16 protein-coding genes are annotated in these 14,409 nt (G+C 46.6%); 5 read left to right on the plus strand and 11 right to left on the minus strand.

The genetic code is table 11. The annotated features are described in order from the left end of the window. Window positions 1-112: 112 nt before the first annotated feature. Genes ACESLK_RS26655 through cymR form a run of 4 tightly spaced genes read right to left on the minus strand, consistent with a single transcriptional unit; the run spans window position 113 to window position 2,478 of the window. Complete coding sequence (locus tag ACESLK_RS26655; RefSeq protein ID WP_373232833.1) at window positions 113-319, minus strand: hypothetical protein; 207 nt, start codon at window positions 317-319, stop codon at window positions 113-115. Window positions 320-325: 6 nt separating this feature from the next. Next, window positions 326-862 (minus strand): PRC-barrel domain-containing protein, encoded by a 537-nt coding sequence (locus tag ACESLK_RS26660; protein ID WP_373232834.1) that lies wholly within the window; start codon window positions 860-862, stop codon window positions 326-328. 29 nt (window positions 863-891) lie between these two features. Then, complete coding sequence (locus ACESLK_RS26665) at window positions 892-2,043, minus strand: cysteine desulfurase family protein (RefSeq protein WP_373232835.1); 1,152 nt, start codon at window positions 2,041-2,043, stop codon at window positions 892-894. Window positions 2,044-2,058: 15 nt separating this feature from the next. Continuing rightward, window positions 2,059-2,478 (minus strand): cysteine metabolism transcriptional regulator CymR, encoded by a 420-nt coding sequence (gene cymR / locus ACESLK_RS26670; protein WP_373232836.1) that lies wholly within the window; start codon window positions 2,476-2,478, stop codon window positions 2,059-2,061. A 223-nt stretch (window positions 2,479-2,701) separates the two neighbouring features. Here cymR and mnmA point away from each other — a divergent pair, with 223 nt between their 5' ends. Continuing rightward, a complete protein-coding gene (mnmA, locus tag ACESLK_RS26675) occupies window positions 2,702-3,859 on the plus strand; it encodes a tRNA 2-thiouridine(34) synthase MnmA (protein ID WP_373232837.1) in 1,158 nt (385 codons plus the stop codon). 101 nt (window positions 3,860-3,960) lie between these two features. Here the strand turns inward: mnmA and ACESLK_RS26680 are convergent, their stop codons facing one another. The 4 genes from ACESLK_RS26680 to ACESLK_RS26695 all read right to left on the minus strand — a co-directional run bounded on the left by ACESLK_RS26680 (window position 3,961) and on the right by ACESLK_RS26695 (window position 8,637). Continuing rightward, complete coding sequence (locus ACESLK_RS26680; RefSeq protein ID WP_373232838.1) at window positions 3,961-6,012, minus strand: Ig-like domain-containing domain; 2,052 nt, start codon at window positions 6,010-6,012, stop codon at window positions 3,961-3,963. Window positions 6,013-6,686: 674 nt separating this feature from the next. Continuing rightward, a complete protein-coding gene (locus ACESLK_RS26685) occupies window positions 6,687-7,427 on the minus strand; it encodes a YebC/PmpR family DNA-binding transcriptional regulator (RefSeq protein ID WP_373232839.1) in 741 nt (246 codons plus the stop codon). A 203-nt stretch (window positions 7,428-7,630) separates the two neighbouring features. Further along, entirely contained in the window at window positions 7,631-7,828 is a 198-nt protein-coding gene (locus tag ACESLK_RS26690; RefSeq protein ID WP_373232840.1) for a cold shock domain-containing protein, read from the minus strand. Window positions 7,829-7,920: 92 nt separating this feature from the next. Beyond that, entirely contained in the window at window positions 7,921-8,637 is a 717-nt protein-coding gene (locus tag ACESLK_RS26695; protein WP_373232841.1) for a class I SAM-dependent methyltransferase, read from the minus strand. A 196-nt stretch (window positions 8,638-8,833) separates the two neighbouring features. Here ACESLK_RS26695 and ACESLK_RS26700 point away from each other — a divergent pair, with 196 nt between their 5' ends. The 4 genes from ACESLK_RS26700 to ACESLK_RS26715 all read left to right on the plus strand — a co-directional run bounded on the left by ACESLK_RS26700 (window position 8,834) and on the right by ACESLK_RS26715 (window position 11,935). Then, entirely contained in the window at window positions 8,834-9,067 is a 234-nt protein-coding gene (locus ACESLK_RS26700; RefSeq protein WP_373232842.1) for a hypothetical protein, read from the plus strand. Window positions 9,068-9,097: 30 nt separating this feature from the next. Further along, window positions 9,098-9,277, plus strand: coding sequence for a hypothetical protein (locus ACESLK_RS26705; RefSeq protein ID WP_373232843.1), 180 nt, complete (start codon window positions 9,098-9,100; stop codon window positions 9,275-9,277). Window positions 9,278-9,539: 262 nt separating this feature from the next. Continuing rightward, window positions 9,540-11,336: an oligoendopeptidase F gene (gene pepF / locus ACESLK_RS26710; protein ID WP_373232844.1), complete on the plus strand. Its 1,797-nt coding sequence runs from the start codon at window positions 9,540-9,542 to the stop codon at window positions 11,334-11,336. Between the two features lie 77 nt (window positions 11,337-11,413). Further along, on the plus strand, window positions 11,414-11,935 hold the full coding sequence (locus tag ACESLK_RS26715) for a YfiT family bacillithiol transferase (RefSeq protein WP_373232862.1): 522 nt from the start codon (window positions 11,414-11,416) through the stop codon (window positions 11,933-11,935). 95 nt (window positions 11,936-12,030) lie between these two features. Here ACESLK_RS26715 and ACESLK_RS26720 read toward each other — a convergent pair whose 3' ends face one another. The 3 genes from ACESLK_RS26720 to ACESLK_RS26730 all read right to left on the minus strand — a co-directional run bounded on the left by ACESLK_RS26720 (window position 12,031) and on the right by ACESLK_RS26730 (window position 14,356). Continuing rightward, window positions 12,031-12,552, minus strand: a complete 522-nt coding sequence (locus tag ACESLK_RS26720) for a DNA-deoxyinosine glycosylase (RefSeq protein ID WP_373232845.1) — start codon at window positions 12,550-12,552, stop codon at window positions 12,031-12,033. Between the two features lie 95 nt (window positions 12,553-12,647). Beyond that, complete coding sequence (locus ACESLK_RS26725; protein WP_373232846.1) at window positions 12,648-13,478, minus strand: carbohydrate ABC transporter permease; 831 nt, start codon at window positions 13,476-13,478, stop codon at window positions 12,648-12,650. Next, window positions 13,478-14,356 (minus strand): carbohydrate ABC transporter permease, encoded by an 879-nt coding sequence (locus tag ACESLK_RS26730; protein ID WP_373232847.1) that lies wholly within the window; start codon window positions 14,354-14,356, stop codon window positions 13,478-13,480. The genes ACESLK_RS26725 and ACESLK_RS26730 overlap by 1 nt, the downstream gene beginning before the upstream one ends. Between the last annotated feature and the right edge of the window lie 53 nt (window positions 14,357-14,409).

Below are 14,409 nucleotides of genomic sequence, written 5' to 3' on the forward strand. Positions count from 1 at the left end.
CCAATAGGCTCTTTCAAAGTATATGTACTTGTCCATTCCAATAAACCAACTCAAATAAAAAAGCGCTCCGATCCCCAATTAGGAGACTTCGAAGCGCTTCAGTAAAGCTTATTTACATACTGTTAGCGTGTACCTGAGGTTCCATTGCTTCTTCGAAAAATAAATCATCCAAAGAGCTGAGAGTTCCATCCTCTTCCACTTGATAAACCGACATTTTTTCACCATTAACCGTCAATTCGATGAAACAGCTCCAGCAATAAAATTGATGGGAACCGATTTTCCCGATATCTTTGGAGTTACAGTTCGGGCATCTCATCATCCGTCTTCACCTGTCACTTTCCACGTATGGTCGCTCCAATACCCGCTCATACGAAGCCGGTACCAAGATGGCCTCCTCACCCAAGGTGACATTCTCGGGGGATTCCGGTAGAAATAATTTCCGCCGTCCCTCGAGCACATCCGTAAGGAAACCGTCCGTCAACTCATATCCTATTATTTGTGTACCCTCAGTCGTCTTAAAATAAACGTCTGATACTTTACCTAGATATAGCCCTTCATTCGTGTAAACCGGCATATCTTTCAATCGAACAACGCCCGAATGAAAGGTCCTCAGAAACTGCTTGTTATTTCTAGTCGCAATGACTGTATCGTTACGAATCAACAGGGCATCTTCGCCGCAGTGAACAATATCTTCCCAATAAACGACTTTCGATGCTTTACGTAACCCAAACCAGACATTGTTATCGAGGATAATGCCGACAAGCTTCCAAAATTCGTCAAACCAAACGTCTTTGACTTTTCCCGTTTTTTTGCCGTTTGCAAATAACACAGGCATACCGAGAATCATTTGAACTTGGATCATAATCGGGCTCCTAACCATTTAAGCGCCTCTTATCTATTACGTAAACGCGCCGAAATGGTTGCAGTGATTTTCGCCAATTTATCTGCTTCTTCTCTAGTATTACCCAAACCGAAGCTAAAACGTACAGCGGATAACACTCTTTCTGAATTTATTTTCATAGCGGATAAAACATGCGACGGTTTTAGTGAGCCCGATGTACACGCGGAACCACCGGAGGCAGACACTCCCGCTAAGTCAAGATTCATCAGCATACTTTCTGAAGAAATGCCAATAAAGCTTACATTTAGAATATGCGGAAGTCGCAATTCAGGATGACCATTAACTACGACCATCTCTTCTCCGAGCTGCTCGGTTAGTGCCTTCAACAGGGTGCCGCGGATTTCTTCCGCATGGGCAATTCTGTCTTGAACAAGCTGATAAGCTCTCTCCGCAGCTGCCGCAAACGCCGATATACCCGCCACGTTCTCAGTTCCAGCACGGCGATTACGCTCCTGAGTGCCTCCATAAACCATCGGTTGAAAAGGGATTCCTTTACGGATATATAACAACCCAACGCCCTGAGGTCCGTTGATCTTGTGGGCGGACAAACTGAGTAAGTCAATTGGCATCTCTTGTAAGTCAAAGGGAATATAACCAAAGGCTTGAACAGCGTCTACATGCATGATCGCTTTATGCTTGCGAGCCCGTTCGCCAATTTCAGCTATTGGCTGTAAAGTTCCGGTTTCATTGTTGCCAGCCATAATGCTGACAACTGCTGTCGAATCATCGATGGCAGATATTGCGTCCCTAAGAGAAACGCGCCCGTATTCATCAACCGGCAAGATCGTCAGATCGAAGCCTTTCTCCTCTAGCTCGCGGCAAACATGCATCACGGCATGATGCTCCACCGCTGTTGTCACAATGCCCTTACGTCCCCGCTTCAGCTGAGCGAATGCCGCGCCGAACAACGCAGCGTTATCGCTTTCCGTCCCGCTGCCTGTGAATACAAGCTCTGAGGCTTCGCAATGAAGAAGACTTGCGAGTTTATCCCTTGCGGAGGTAATCCGGCCTCTTGCTGTACGCCCTTGTGCATGAAGGCTTGAAGGATTTCCAGGTCCGGCACTAGCTGCTTCCACATAGGCCTGAAGCGACTCTAAGCTCATAGGAGTCGTGGCCGCATGGTCAAAATATATTGAGGTCATCCCATGCACCTTCTTCTAAATGTAGAACATGTAATTATCGATCTTATTTTCACCTTTGTAGTGAATTAAATCATGAAGCGTTGTAGAATCTAGAACTTCAGCAATACTGTCACGAATTCGGAGCCATAAATTCCGTTTAGCTGGATCGTCTTCTTCAGTGAAGTCGACGGGACTAATCGGGCCTTCGAGAATCCGAATAATATCTCCCGAGGAGATGGTTTCCGGGTCTTTGGACAAAATATATCCGCCATAAGCTCCCCTTACGCTTTTAACCAGACCTGCATTGCGTAGCGGTGCGATTAATTGCTCGAGATAATGTTCGGATAAGCCATTTTTCTCTGCAATACTTTTTAGGGAAGTCGGCCCCTCGCCGAATTTAGCCGCAAGTTCCATCATAATCGTTAAGCCGTAGCGGCCTTTCGTCGAAATCTTCAACAGAACACCTGCTTTCTAGCCAGAAGCATGGAATAAATGAAAAGATGAAAGTATTTAAATGGAGAGTATCCCCATAATAAATCTATGTTATCACATCTACTCCCTTTTTGGTCAAAAAAAACGTGACATATTCAAGAAGGTTTCATCCTCAGTGAGAAATATAAACGAATATGATAAACTAATTAAGCACACTTGGAACTGTTAGGAGCAAGGAGAGATGGTAATGGGTAACATTCAGAATGAACAACAACTTGAGGATAGGTTTGCGAATCCTGCCGCTATTCGTGTCGTAGTCGGCATGTCAGGCGGGGTGGACTCCTCTGTCACAGCATGGCTATTGAAGCAGCAAGGCTTCGATGTTATTGGTGTTTTCATGAAAAATTGGGACGATACTGACGAATTCGGCGTTTGCACCGCGGAGGTAGATGCCGAGGATGTACGACGAGTGTGCGATCAGATCGGAATACCTTATTATACAGTAAACTTTGAAGAAGAATATCGAGACAAGGTGTTCGAATATTTTCTAGAGGAATACCGTAGAGGCAGAACGCCGAATCCGGATGTCATGTGCAATAGAGAGATCAAATTTGGCGAGTTCCTGCAGAAAGCGCTGGATTTAGGCGCTGATGTGATTGCTACCGGCCATTATGCGCGTGTGCAGCTAGTTGAGGGCAAATATGAATTACGGAGAGGCGTCGATACGAACAAGGATCAATCTTACTTCCTCCACGCTCTCAATCAGTCTCAACTGGCTCGCGCCATGTTCCCGATTGGTCATCTGAACAAGCCGGATGTACGGAAAATTGCCGAGGAAGCTGGGCTCGCAACGGCTAAGAAAAAGGACAGCACTGGCGTTTGCTTCATTGGAGAGCGCAACTTCAAGGAATTCCTAAGCCAGTATTTGCCTGCTAAGTCGGGGAACATGGTTGATCTTGTCTCCGGAGAAGTTAAAGGCCGGCATGATGGACTTATGTATTACACGCTAGGCCAGCGCCAAGGTCTTGGAATAGGCGGTTCAGGAAACGGAGAGCCTTGGTTCGTTGCGAATAAGGATTTGGAAAGCAATACACTGTATGTCGTGCAAGGTGATACCCACTCCAGTCTGTATTCCGTAGCTTTAACTGCTTCGGACATTAATTGGATTAATCCGGAAGCACTCTTGGCATCGATACGCTGTACAGCTAAGTTCAGATATCGCCAGCCTGATCAAGGCGTAACAATCACACCGCAAGACGACGGCCAATTTCATGTACAATTCGATACTCCTCAGAAGGCCATTACACCTGGACAAGCTGTCGTGTTTTATGATGGCGAAGTATGCCTTGGGGGCGGTACCATCAATAAGGTGCAAATGCTAGAGCACAGCGACTCTCCGTCTTAAAGCTTATAAAAGAGGATGTACAGGGAGGGCATGCCCCCTTGTACATCCTCTTCATGCGTACAAGTTGCATTCCGCCAATAAACAATTTGCCGCAGCCATATCTAGCTTACCGTAAAATACACGGCGAATGGCTGTGATCCTTCCATTGTCTTCAGCCCATTCCATTTCGCAGCATCGGTAATAATCCCAGGCTGGAACGTTAATATATACGTTTTATTTGCTTGCAGCTCATCATCCAAAATAAGAATGACTTCGTTCACGACTTTCCCGGTATTGTTCAGCTCATCGTATGCAATGCGGACGGAGCCGCCATCCTTCTCCTGAAGCCGGAAAGCAGTTTCATTAACATTCGTAACCGGTTCACTGAATAGCACCTTTATAGATTTGCGATTGATTACAATTGCCTGAGTTACGTAGGGGTCCCGGTTACTTAATTCGGTACCGGCGAATGGCAAGCGGTCTGCGTCATTGGAGGTCTGTAAGCCTGCTACTCCCGTTACACGGGCTACATAGACGTGACCGGCACGGAACAAATCCGGATTGCTTGCTTTATTGCGGAATTGGACGGTAACCGTTCTGTCGCTTCCCGCCTGCCGCTGAACGTAAGCCTGCCAGTCAGACATGGACACTCCGGAACCGTTATCCGTCAATATGGCCAGCTTTAGATTTTTCACATCGGAATCTGTCAAAGCACGATTAAAGGTAACCTCGACTGTATTTCGATCAATGGCTTGCACGTTTTGGAATAGAACCGGAGTTTCCGGGTTGGCAATCCCTCCGAACTTCCAATTCGACGAAACATCCATTACATTACCAGCCAAGTCGGGGATGTTGGCAACCGTTAAATTGTATAAAGTAGCATCCTTCTGAGATGATGTTTTTAAGGTTACGGTAAGCCCGTCGTTTTCCAATATCGCTTGAATGACAGCCAACCCTTTATCTATACCGTAGCGATCCGTAAGGACCGCGTGCGCGGCATTAATCTTCTCGCTGAATTTGATCGTGAGCGTAGCGTTGGGATTCACTTTCACCGAGGTTACTCTTGGTTTGGTGATGTCGCCGCTGTTAAAGGTTAAATTATTTCGCGTATCCATTACGTTACCCGCAAAGTCTTTGACGTTACGGATAGTAAGCTGATACGTCTTGCCTTCCGCTTGTTCTGTTGTCGTAATGCTCACCTTTCGTTGGTCAGGTGAAAGCTGGAGCTTCGTGAGCTTCAAGCCGTTATTGAACTGATAATTGGCAGAGTTGGTTGCGGAGTTGTTATCTACCGGCTCATTAAACGTAATTTCTACAATTCGGTTTGGCAGACTAACCAGAGAAAGCACCTGCGGTTTGGTCGAATCTAAGACATAATTCCAAGAAATGCCGTCGACTGTCAATGTATGGGTCACGTTACCGGCTTGCCAATCCGTCAACAAAATTACCGACATCCCGTCTTGGCTCAATGTTGCCTGCAGAATGTTCCGGTTACTGCCGAAGTTGTCCTTTAGTGAAAACCTGCTTTTGTCTGCTTGATTGGTCCATTGCAATAAATTCACCTTGACAGATTGGTTTGAGAGCGGTTCGACAGAACGAACCTTCAGAGGCTCGATATGCGTGTCTTCATAGACAGCATAAGCAGCTTCAACCAATAAAGCCCGTGAGGCCTCCACCCTGTAGTCGCTGAGCTGGGGAATGAGCTTATTGTCCAAGGCTAGACTAACGACCCCTTTCGCCCATTTGGATACTTTACCGGTAACTGGAGTAACTCCGCTGCCCGACAAACCGTAGCTTCTAATGAAAACTGCGGCAAGCTGCTCCACGGTAACGCTGTCCTTAGGCGAGAAAATCCTGCTGTGAGTTCCAACCATTAAACCCGCCCGTGTGACCGCTTCAACCTCATGGTAAGACCAGCGCGTCTTTAAGACATCACTATAACTCGGCGATGACGACCGTTCCGGAAGCTCCAGCAATCGGAACAACACCGTAGCCAATTGCTCCCGTGACATGGAATCATACAATCGCGAGCTGCCGTCCGCAAATCCGCTGAAGATGCTTTGCTGTCTTAGCACCTCATACTTTTGCTCAGTTGATAAACTTGCAGCTCCGACTGCAAACGGCACACTAAAGAGCATCAACAAAGCCAACATCCCTACTATGATTTTCTTCATCCCGCTACCTCCTCTTATCCGCCCTAGGTTGGCTCGATTCATCTGCGGCGGGTCCATTCTAATTGACGCCATATAGATACAATTTGTTTCGCTTCCGAGAAAATATATTTATTAAAGAGACAAGTTGTATCCAAAATGCTAACCTGTGACATTCGTAGGCGTTCTATAGCAGGCTTTTCACGGAATACTTCACTTACGAGGCGCTCTCGTTGTTGCATTTTGAGGCTGTCGATTAACAGTTCATAACTTCGGAAATCTGCGGGAGACCACAAAATGTATGCGAAAAATCATACAAAATGAGCTTCACACACATCGAATCAGTCGATTCTATACGAAATTTCATATAATAAAATTTGATTTGAGCCCGGATTCTGGAAATGTATGCGAAAAATCATATACATTCTCTGCATGTGTACGTTCAAGTTAAAACTGTCCACAATTAATCGACAGCCTCATTTTGCGAAAATGAGACGATTATAGGTTTTACCCTCATACGAGGGCGCTTGATATCTAGTCCGCTGTCTTTCAGCGAGCGCCAAAAGTCATTTGATAGCAAAAGGGGCTTCTCCTTAAGCATCCGTTTACCTTAGGGGAAATACAGTTAGATGATTTGTTCCGTCGCAAAAAAAAAAAGAGGCCTCACGGCCTCTCTACGAAATGATAACTGCAATCTATTAACCGTGACGGTCTATTTCCTCATCACTAATCTCGAAATTATGATACACGTCTTGTACATCGTCGTTTTCTTCGAAAGCGTCCATCATTTTGAGCAGCTTGTCGGCGTTATCGCCATCTGCTGCTACCGTATTCTGAGGCAACCATCGCACGCCAGCAGTCTCAAATAAGTAACCCGCTGCTTCAAGAGCTTCCTTCACTTTCTCGAACTCTGAAGGCGCAGTCAATACTTCGATACTTTCAATATCTACGATAACATCTTCTGCTCCAGCATCTAATGCATGCATCAGGATGGCATCCTCATCGGGTTGACCATGCTCACGCGCTATAACAAACAAGCCCTTCTGATCGAACATATAGGCAACGCAACCGGACTCACCCAAATTACCGCCGCGTTTACCAAAAATCGAACGTACATCTGCTGCTGTGCGATTACGGTTATCCGTCAAGCATTTCACCATGATCGCTACGCCGCCTGGGCCGTAACCCTCATACATAATTTCCTCATATTCAACGCTATCGGCACCGCCGGCAGCTTTCTTGATCGCACGCTCAATATTGTCAGCCGGCATCTGGATAGCACGAGCGCTGGCAATAGCAGATTTAAGACCATAGTTAGCTTCCGGATTCGTACCGCCTTTGCGTGCTTGTACATAAATTTCACGACCGAGCTTCACAAAACGATTATTTTTAGCTTGATCGGCTTTCCCTTTGCGATCGGCAAAAAGCTTAAATTTCATAACCAGTTACCCCCGTAAGACGTTAGTATCAATTAATTCCAGGAGTATAGTGTACCATCCCACCGCTTACAAGGTCAAAAGATTTGGAGTCCGGCTGTGCGGTGCGGCGGGTTGATTAAACAAAAGACAAAGCCCCCGACTCACGCCAGGGGCAAGAATGATCTGATTCGTGATATGAAAACAAGTGCTCGTCTTCGAGAGACTTACAGTTTCACCACGTTGGATGCTTGCGGACCACGGTTGCCTTCTGTGATTTCAAACTCAACCGACTGGCCTTCGTCCAAGGTTTTGAATCCATCACCCTGGATCGCTGAGAAGTGAACGAATACATCGTTTCCGTCCTCAATGGAGATAAAACCGTAGCCTTTTTCTGCATTAAACCACTTAACTGTACCTTTCAATTGAAAAACCTCCTAAAAGCTCGCCTTCAGTCGACGAATGAGATAATTATACCCTAAATATCCCTTTTTTGCAATCGATACTAGAGTTGCTATTATGCCTGTTTTACCAGTCGCAGCAAGGAACTCGGGACTGGCATGAAGGGTAACCCGGTGGACAAATACTCTACTTTTGCAACTCCCTTAAGCTCATGCAAAAGCCGAGGAATATAAGGGCATTCTTCCCACCTCAAGCTGACCAACGGATATATTCTCAGCTCTCCGCCTGGTTTAAGCACTCTCATCATTTCTGCTAAAGAATCTGCATGAAATTGCTCGCCGAATGCATCTGCATATAGGAACAGAAAATGACTGCTTACAACTAATCCAAATGTGTCATTGTTGAAAGGCAAATGAGGAAGCGACGCGGAATCATATCGGGTATCCGCATCTGCACTTCGAAAATCCTCCGAAAAAAGAGCCAATGAGCGCTCCCTGCCCTGGCGGTGCAGCTCGGGTGTACCGTAATAACTCCAATCGTATACACCGGGATTAGCAGCCAGCTTAGCTGATGAAACCTCTATTTCTTTGTGTGCTGCGGCAATAACATCCTCGGTCGGACCCTTATAGAAAGGATCTGCAGCTATAGCTTTTACACCTCTTGCATGAAGCTGTGAAGTGAAGGATGACGCCCCTCCAGCAACATCAAGCACGGGTCCTTTGGTCCAATCAAAATCCTCCAGATTAAACATTGCACAGTATTCTTCATACGAACGACACGTTGATGCGACACCAACCTGCGGATACGAAGCTGGCTTAGAATTATTATTCATTTTCTTTTCTCCTCTCAGCTCAAACATCTCATCTCGACTCAGCTCATTTCTCCCTATCCACCTGCGTGGATTTACAGTAGATTCCCATATCGCAGCTTGACTGTCAACCTAAATTTTCCATCGTCACGTTGATTTCTCTGTTCATCTCTTCTATGATGAGAAAAAAGGCAACGACTGCCAAGATCAGGAGACTATCATGTTCACTAAACATACCGTCTATAAGCTCGATAACTACAATATGCTGACAGTAGAAGTTCAAGGCAAAACTCTCGTCGTACGAGAAATTTCTGATCAGTGGGGTGAGATTTGCCACAAATTCATCAGTCGTCCTGAGATGATGAATTGGGCAGAGAATCGTTTCCTGCCTGAAGATTTCCCGAATGGCGAGGAAGGTCTCCGCCAGACGATGGAAACGCTCAAAAGCATATAATTTCGTCAGCGGGAAGGAGGTTTCGCTATTTTGGATACCGAAGCGACTATTATCTTTGTTATAGCCTCATTCAGCATGGCTGTTATTCTAATCATGTCACGGGAGCGAATTCCCGAATCGATGCGTCGATCCATGGCGATTCTGTCTATCCTGTTCGTTTTATTCGCTTTTTTCCTCATCGTCTACAGCTTCTTCCGGGCAGGAACTTAAGCCTGGTCGAAGTTAGTAAAAAGGCTGATTAATCAAGCAGCCTGATAAACATCATCGGTAAGGACATACTATTCTGGTAGCACATTCCGATTCTGGAGGCGTTCCATTGAAGACGTATGCCGTACCAATCGCCGCCACTCTGGCGGCGTTGTCGTTCCTAGGCTTGAGCCTTAATCCCTCTTGCGCCTCTCCCGCTCGGCTTGGCGCAAGCGCAGTGACAAAAGCTGATTATGATACTTTATTTAGGAGGTTGTCCTTTCCCATGAAACAAATAACAAAAAGAAAAGAAATCCCTCAGGAGCACCGCTGGAAGCTAGAGGATCTGTATCCAAACCAAGCCGCTTGGGACGCTGAATTCAGCCGTGTGAAGGGACAAATCGGTGAAATAACGAGTTATCAAGGCAAGCTTAAGGATGCTGGCAATATTGCCCGCTGTTTTGCGTTGGAGGATGAAGTCTCTTTACTAGTAGAACGACTCTATGTTTACGCCAACATGCGTCACCATGAGGATACAGCGGAGTCTTCCTTCCAGGCACTCTCCGACAAATCCAAGAAGCTAAGCGTGGAAGTAAGCGAAGCAACTTCCTTCGTCACTCCAGAAATTCTAAGCTTATCGGAGAAACAGCTGACTGAACTTATTGCAGATCCCGTCCTAACTAAATATAAGCGCACTCTTGAAGAGATGCTGCGCCAGAAGCCGCATATTCTCACTAAGAGCGAAGAATCGCTCATGGCACAGGTCGGCAACGTAGCTCAAGCTTCCGGCACGATCTTCGGAATGATGAACAACGCTGACATGAAATTCCCAAAAGTTAAAAACGAACAAGGCGAAGAAATCGAATTGACGCATGGCCGCTACATTCAATTCTTAGAAAGCCGCAACCCGGAGGTTCGTCGCGATGCCTTTAAGGCCATCTATGAAACCTATGGAAAATGGCGCAATACGCTAGGTGCGACCTTGAACGCGAATGTGACCAAGAATATTTTTTACGCCAAGGCTCGCCACTACCCTTCTGCTCTGGAAATGTCGTTATTCGGTGATAATATTCCACAGTCTGTCTATGAAAACCTAATCTCCACCATTCATGAATATTTACCGCTGATGCACAGGTACATGGATTTGCGCAAAAAGCTGCTAAAGCTCGATGAGCTGCATATGTATGATCTTTTCGTACCGCTTGTCGATGAGTTCGATATGGAAATTTCATATGAGCAAGCAAAGTCCAAGGTGTACGAAAGCCTTGCCCCGCTTGGTGAAGATTACCGCAAGGTTCTCCAAGAAGGCTTCGACAACGGCTGGATCGACATCTACGAAAACGAAGGAAAACGCAGCGGTGCATATAGCTGGGGTGCATTCGGTACCCACCCTTACGTGCTGCTCAATCATAACGACAATCTGAACAGCATGTTCACCCTCACTCACGAGATGGGACACGCGCTTCACTCCTACTACTCCGACGCGAACAACAATTATCGGGATGCGCAGTATACGATTTTCCTCGCGGAAGTAGCTTCCACGCTTAACGAAGCACTCCTCATGAATAACATGCTGGAGAACTCGACCGATCCTAAGGAAAAAATGTACCTGCTCACTTATTACGCCGATCAGTTCCGGACAACGGTATTCCGCCAGACAATGTTCGCCGAATTCGAGAAGATCATTCACGAGAAGGTGGAAAATGGAGAGGCGTTGACCCCGCAAGAGCTTAGCTCCATCTATTACGACCTTAACGTTAGCTATTACGGCAAAGGCATGGTCATAGATAAGGATATCGAGATGGAATGGGCGCGGATTCCGCATTTCTACAACAGCTTCTATGTGTACAAATATGCGACGGGCTTCTCTGCGGCTACAAGCTTCGCGAAGCAAATTCTCGACGAAGGTCAGCCTGCCGTTGATCGTTATCTGGGTTTCCTGAAGAGCGGCGGTAAAGACTACTCCATTAATATCTTGAAGGAAGCAGGAGTAGATATGTCTACGCCAGAGCCGATCAAACAAGCGATGAGCGTGTTCGAAGGGCTCATTGAGCAGATGGAGCAGCTGACCAATAAGAGATAATGTTATAAAGCTATTCAGGTGCATGGGAGCGCTGAGAAAATAGGATGGGGGAACGGAAAATGCAATTGGAGCAGGACTTGGAGCATTTGAAATATCCGATCGGAAAATTTACCTATGAGGACAATACAAGCCCGGAGCTGCGGCAGCAACGGATTGAGGAGCTTGCGGCCACGCCAGCAGAGCTTAGACGTGCGGTTGAAGGCCTAACCGATGCGCAATTGGATACGACCTATCGTCCTGGCGGATGGACGGTAAGGCAGGTCGTTCACCACGTAGCGGATGCCTCCATAAACGGCTTCATCCGCGCTAAGCTTACACTGACGGAGTCACAGCCCCTCGTTAAGACTTTCGAGGAGAATGAGTGGGTAACACTCCCGGATTCCAAGCTCCCGGTTGACGCATCTCTGAAGCTCTTGGAAGGCGTTCATGAGCGCTTGGATACTCTCTTGCGTTCACTGCCAACAGAATCGTTCTCGCTGGCCTTCACCCACCCCATGAGCGGCCTTAACACATTGGATAGACTGCTGGCCTACTTCGCATGGCACGGTAGACAGCATACGGCTCATATCACCTCCTTGCGCAACCGAGAAGGCTGGTAAAGGGTTTGAACCAAAAAGTGGTGATGCAGGGTTCCTGCACCACCACTTTTCGATTTAGGCCGGTTACTGCATACTTGAGCAGATTATGGCACCCTTCACTGCTTAAATGCCCCGGTTGACTCTTTGATTCCTCGCCAAGCCTCCAGGCGATCCTCCAAGCCCCGGTAATGCTTCGTGGGGATTGGGCTGGTTGAGGGCATCCGCAGCACTGCCCGCTGCATAATCTCGGGATCGGAGCCATAATGCTTGTTTAATTCTGTAAACGACTTCGTGCCGTTGCACACCAACGTTATCACGCCAGGGTAACGCCTTAATAACCCCGGAATATCATTCGGGATCACTTGCCTGATATTACTATCCAAACTCCCCTCTCTCTCGCATATCGCTATGGCATCCCAGAGTGCGATACCATGACTCAAAGCGAATGAAAGCCTATTTTCATACTCCGGATCCGGCTTTCTTCCTCCGCCGAACAAGGCATACAAAATCGTCCATAAGTAGTTTCGTGGATTTCCATAGTATTGATAAGCCTTTAAGGAGGCTGCTCCCGGCATGCTGCCCAATATAAGAATACGAGAATGGGAGTCGATTACGGGTGGGAATGACTCAACTTTCACGCTCTGCTGCCTCCTCTCTATCTCATTCCTTTATAACACAACAGGGCGCTGTCTCCAAAATGGAGAACAACGCCCTGTTACAACCTATTGAGCTTTTAACCCTTAACGCTTCCTGCAGTAATTCCTTCTATGATCTGCTCCTGCAAGAATGCATACAGAACCAAGACTGGGGTTACGCTGAACACAATCCCCGTACAGATTAGGGCATAATTCGTCTGGTAAGCATCCCGGAAGCCGACCATACCGGTAGGCAATGTACGCAGCGCATCTTTGCTGATGAAGAAGCTGGCAAGTAAATATTCATTCCAGTTTCCAAGGAAATTGATGATGAATACTGTAACCAGAGCAGGAATGGTAAGCGGTAATATGACGCGTATGAACAGCCCGGGAGCGCTCAATCCATCGATGATGGCGGCCTCTTCAAGCTCGTTCGGGATCGCCTTCATAAAGGCGGAGATGAGCAGTACGCTAAAGGGTAAGGCTCCGGCTGTATAGGGCCAGAACAATGCCCAGTGTTGATTCAGAATACCAAGCTTCATCATCAGGATATACTGAGCTATGAATAAAACATTGCCTGGGATGAGCATTCCGATTAGAACGCATTGATAGATGATCTTACTCGTTATTCTGAATTTCATCCGTGTCAGTGCGAACGAAGTCGCCGCAGCTAGAAATACGCCTAGAATTGCAGAAGAAATGCCGAGGTATGCGCTGTTGAAGAAGTAAACGTCGATTTTAGCTTGCACCCATGCATCTATATAGTTCTGAAAGTAAAGCTGTTTTGGAAAAGCGAACGGCGCTTGCGAAATCTCAACATTGTTTTCTTTAAGAGATGAGAACAAGACAAAGACGAAAGGGAATAAGATGATGACCACATACGCGAGCAGAACAAAATGAGGAATTGATTTTTTGAGCGATACTGGCATCAGTATTCAATCCTTTCAGACTTACCTAACGTAATTTGATAGATGGCCGTGAAAACCAACGCAAAGGCGAAGATAATGATCGAAAGTGCGGTTCCATAGCCGTAGTCACCGTAGTTAATCGCTTTGTTAACCATATAGGATGCCATAACCTCCGTCGAGCCGGCAGGTCCTCCCTTAGTCATAACGAGAACGATGTCCACGACTCTCATCGCACCCGCTATCGAGAGCATGACAACAACGGAAATGATCGGTTTAATGAGCGGAACAGTTAAGTACCAAGCACGCTGGGTCGCAGTCGCGCCGTCGATGCTTGCAGCCTCTTCAATTTCTCTTGGAATAGCCAGGATAGCTGCCAAAATCAATACAATATAAAAGCCGACCCACTGCCATGCATTCGTGATCAAAATGGCGATCATCGCCCATCTGGACTCGGCCAACCAATAAATCGGGTCGATTCCGAAGAAGCCAAGGAATGCTGCGATCGGTCCAATGTCCGGATCATAGATGAAGCCCCACAAAATACCGATGACGGATGTGGAAAGTATGGACGGCATAAACACCGTTGTTTTATAAAAGCCTTTAAGTTTCTTAACATTACTGATCAATAACGCGAACAAAATAATAAAAGGTACTTGAAGACCTACTGAAAAAAGAATGAAGTACATATTGTTGTAGATAGCGCTGCGGAAGCTCTCATCAACGAAAGCCGTTTTGAAATTATCCAAACCGATGAATCGGGTTTCATCCAAACCGTTCCAATTCGTAAAGGCGTAGAATACGGACGAAAACATTGGATATAGGAAAAACAGCCCGTACATAACGATCGTTGGAATAATGAACATGAGGTATGCAGCGGGATTCTTTAGTGTATTTTTCATGTTTCCTCCCCCACTAGTGGATAAGAAGGCCCATCCACCCCAGGCGGATGGGT

The organism is Cohnella sp., from assembly GCF_041640265.1.
GTDB lineage: Bacteria > Bacillota > Bacilli > Paenibacillales > Paenibacillaceae > Cohnella.